The sequence below is a fragment of the Thermogutta sp. genome, from assembly GCF_039793925.1.
Taxonomy (GTDB): domain Bacteria; phylum Planctomycetota; class Planctomycetia; order Pirellulales; family Thermoguttaceae; genus Thermogutta.
The window spans coordinates 1-2,824 of the sequence record NZ_JBAMME010000314.1 but is presented as its reverse complement, the minus strand read 5'-3'; the positions used below and the strand labels follow the sequence as shown (position 1 = coordinate 2,824).

General features: G+C 54.9%; 4 protein-coding genes. All 4 read left to right on the top strand.

What is annotated here, in order from left to right; genetic code table 11:
• A partial coding sequence (locus ABJK56_RS16990; RefSeq protein WP_347245872.1) for an RHS repeat-associated core domain-containing protein occupies positions 1-788 on the top strand: 788 nt, incomplete at its 5' end.
• Positions 789-815: 27 nt separating this feature from the next.
• Positions 816-1,379 (top strand): hypothetical protein, encoded by a 564-nt coding sequence (locus ABJK56_RS16985; RefSeq protein WP_347245871.1) that lies wholly within the window; start codon positions 816-818, stop codon positions 1,377-1,379.
• 161 nt (positions 1,380-1,540) lie between these two features.
• Complete coding sequence (locus ABJK56_RS16980; protein WP_347245870.1) at positions 1,541-2,428, top strand: DUF1963 domain-containing protein; 888 nt, start codon at positions 1,541-1,543, stop codon at positions 2,426-2,428.
• 130 nt (positions 2,429-2,558) lie between these two features.
• The coding region (locus ABJK56_RS16975) for an RHS repeat-associated core domain-containing protein (protein ID WP_347245869.1) at positions 2,559-2,824 on the top strand (266 nt) is incomplete at its 3' end.

The window sequence follows — 2,824 nt, the reverse complement described above, 5'->3', positions numbered from 1 at the left end:
TCGCGAAGTACGATTCGGGCAGCGACATGACGACCGTGGTCAACCACCTCATCTATGACGCCTTTGGCAAGGTGACGTCGGAGAGTAATCCGGCGGTGGACTCCTTGTTCCTCTTCACCGCCCGACCCTTCGACCCCGACACCGGCCTTCAAAACAACCTCAACCGCTGGTATGATGCCCGCGTCGGCCGCTGGCTGAGCGAGGACCCGATCGGCTTCGCCGGCGGGGACTTTAATCGGTATCGGTATGTGCAAAACAGTGTCCTGCGTGGAATTGACTCGCTTGGTTTAGAAAACTTCTATGTATGCGGTCAGCCTGTGCGGCGGCAAGACTGTGAAGGGGCGGTGGCGCGTGTTTGTGGTTTCACCCATGTTGCAATCTATGGGGACAAGAGTGGTGAAATCTACGATGGCTGGTTTGGGCCGAACCCTCGTCCCACCGGGACGGGTCTCCCACATGGTAAAGGGGTGTGGTGCAAGAAACTACACCTCGTTACAGAAATCGTTATTCCTGTGCCGTCCACAGTGCCTGTGCCACCGATAGTCCGGGAACTGAAGATAGAATGGGGGCCCCCCGGTGTGCGAGGCAAGTCATGTCACAATGCTACAGAAGCCGACATCATAGCTTGCCTGCGTGCGAAGCCGGGGCGTCCACGTAATTCTTACCCAGCATTTCCTGGATACCTGATTGAGAACTGCCAGACCGACGTTTACCAGGCGGCTACCGGTTGTTGCCTCGGCGGGTACCGTCCCAATACGATTGTGCCGGGAGTTCCATTCACTCGTTGATAACGGGTATTGTGCAGAAGGGTGATTATGTCGGCTCGACGTGACAAGAGCGCCAGCCGCGGGTGGCTTGCACGAATAGTGGTGATACTACTCACATCCGTGCTTGTTGGGATCGTTACGCTAGTCATGTATTTCTTCTACGTACTGGATATATGTGCAAAAGAAAAATCACACTACATCGACTGGGCGTTCACAGTGAATGCAGTTCGCGTTTATGTAGAGAACAACGGCACTTGGCCTACATCATGGTCTGACCTGGAAAAGTTAAAGATGGATTGGCTCCACGAAGAAGGCTGGTCCAAATCGTTCGACGAAGAAAGCTGGTCCAGATTTATCGCGAGAGCCAAGAGCCGTGTTGTGGTAGATTTCGACGCGGATATTTGCGCGATAGCCAGGCAGTCGTGGGAGGAATTCAACGCCATCCGGCCCGCGCAAGGGAACAGCTTATGCGAGAGTCCCGCATGGAAACCAAACCATGTCATCCCCCTGTTACAAGCAGCCCGCCGCGCAGTTTCCCAGCAGAACAACCCTACGAGCGCCCCCTCATTTCACGGCGGCCACCTGGATTTCAAGCGAGGTAACCTCAGGTGATGGCGGTGATCCCCAGGAACTGCGACACTCTGCGACCGTGAAGATCGTTATGTCCAGGCTAGTCGCTCAGGCTTTTTTCGAGAACGGCCCATCAGCTCGATTAGAGCGAAGCCGTAGCCGTGCCTGCGCACCGCAATTGCGGCTTGGTGGAGGTAAAATCCATGAGTAGTGCAAGAGGGGGTGAGAGTTTTCGGCTGGAGGCATGGTGGGATCGCGTGGGGGCATTCGCGCCCGATCAGTGGGGTAATAGAGCGTTAGGAGCAATCATCGGTCCGCGTGATGCTTGTCACCTGGTCCATTTACGGAAATTAGCCGCTGCGTACATTGATTTTGGCCCGCCTAAACCATCAGACGTCTTCATTCTTGGAATTGGGGAGCCGCCATATCGCGATTGGACGAAGATTGGGGGCCTACCATTTTGGCCACGCGGTCGGGCTTGGCCCCATTCGGATAGGGATCTTCCTTTGCCGTTCTTAGCACAGTTCGACTTCCGAGACTCGAAAGATATTGTGGGTGACTTACCCGCGGATATTCTGCTGCTATTTGGTGATAAGCGTAGCCCGTCAAAGGTTGTGGCGAAATGGCAGTCGTCGAAATATTCAGGCCCCCTTGTCCAACCTGAGGATATGCCGATTGCCCCTACCAGTCCTTGCTTTTACGGCGTGCGCTGGCGAACAGAGAGTTTCCCTCATGCTAGGTTGCCGAAGGAGCTCATCCTGGAAGACGGCAGCCGTGTGTTAGAGCCATGGACTGTCTGTGAGGTTGTGGGAATGCAAATTGGTCCTGCACCATATCTCCCTCCCCAGGATCAAGATGTAAGAGAAACTCACAGGATCATGTGTTCGCTCTGTGCTTTCTATCCCCAACCGGAGATCCCTTGGCAATTTATTAATCGGCCAGAACCTTTGAATGAGCGCGAAGCACAAGACCTGATGTTCGAATTAACGGAATTCGAGGGCTACCACTACATGCGCGGGAGGGCGGTGGTCTGCGTTGTGATGGGCTCCTCTGGAGACCCTGAGGTCATTGCTTCTGAAGATGATCTTTAGCAGGGGGCGGTCAGCTCGAGATTTCGGCCGCAATAGGCTTCGCACAACACAACCGCTGGAGCACCCCATCGGCCCCATATTATCGCAGGAGACATTTGACCGCGGCAGGGGGCACCTGGTACAGTGGACCTTGACGGACCACCTGAACACGGTTCGGGACATTGCCAAGTATAATTCGGGCAGCGACATGACCACCGTGGTCAACCACCTCATCTATGATGCTTTTGGTCGAGTCACGTCGGAGAGTAATCCGACGATCGATAGTCTCTTTTTATTCACCGGTAGACCGTTCGATAGTGACACGGACCTTCAAAACAATCTCAACCGCTGGTACGATGCTCGGGTCGGCCGGTGGATGAGCGAGGACCCGATCGGCTTTGATGCCGGGGATGGGAA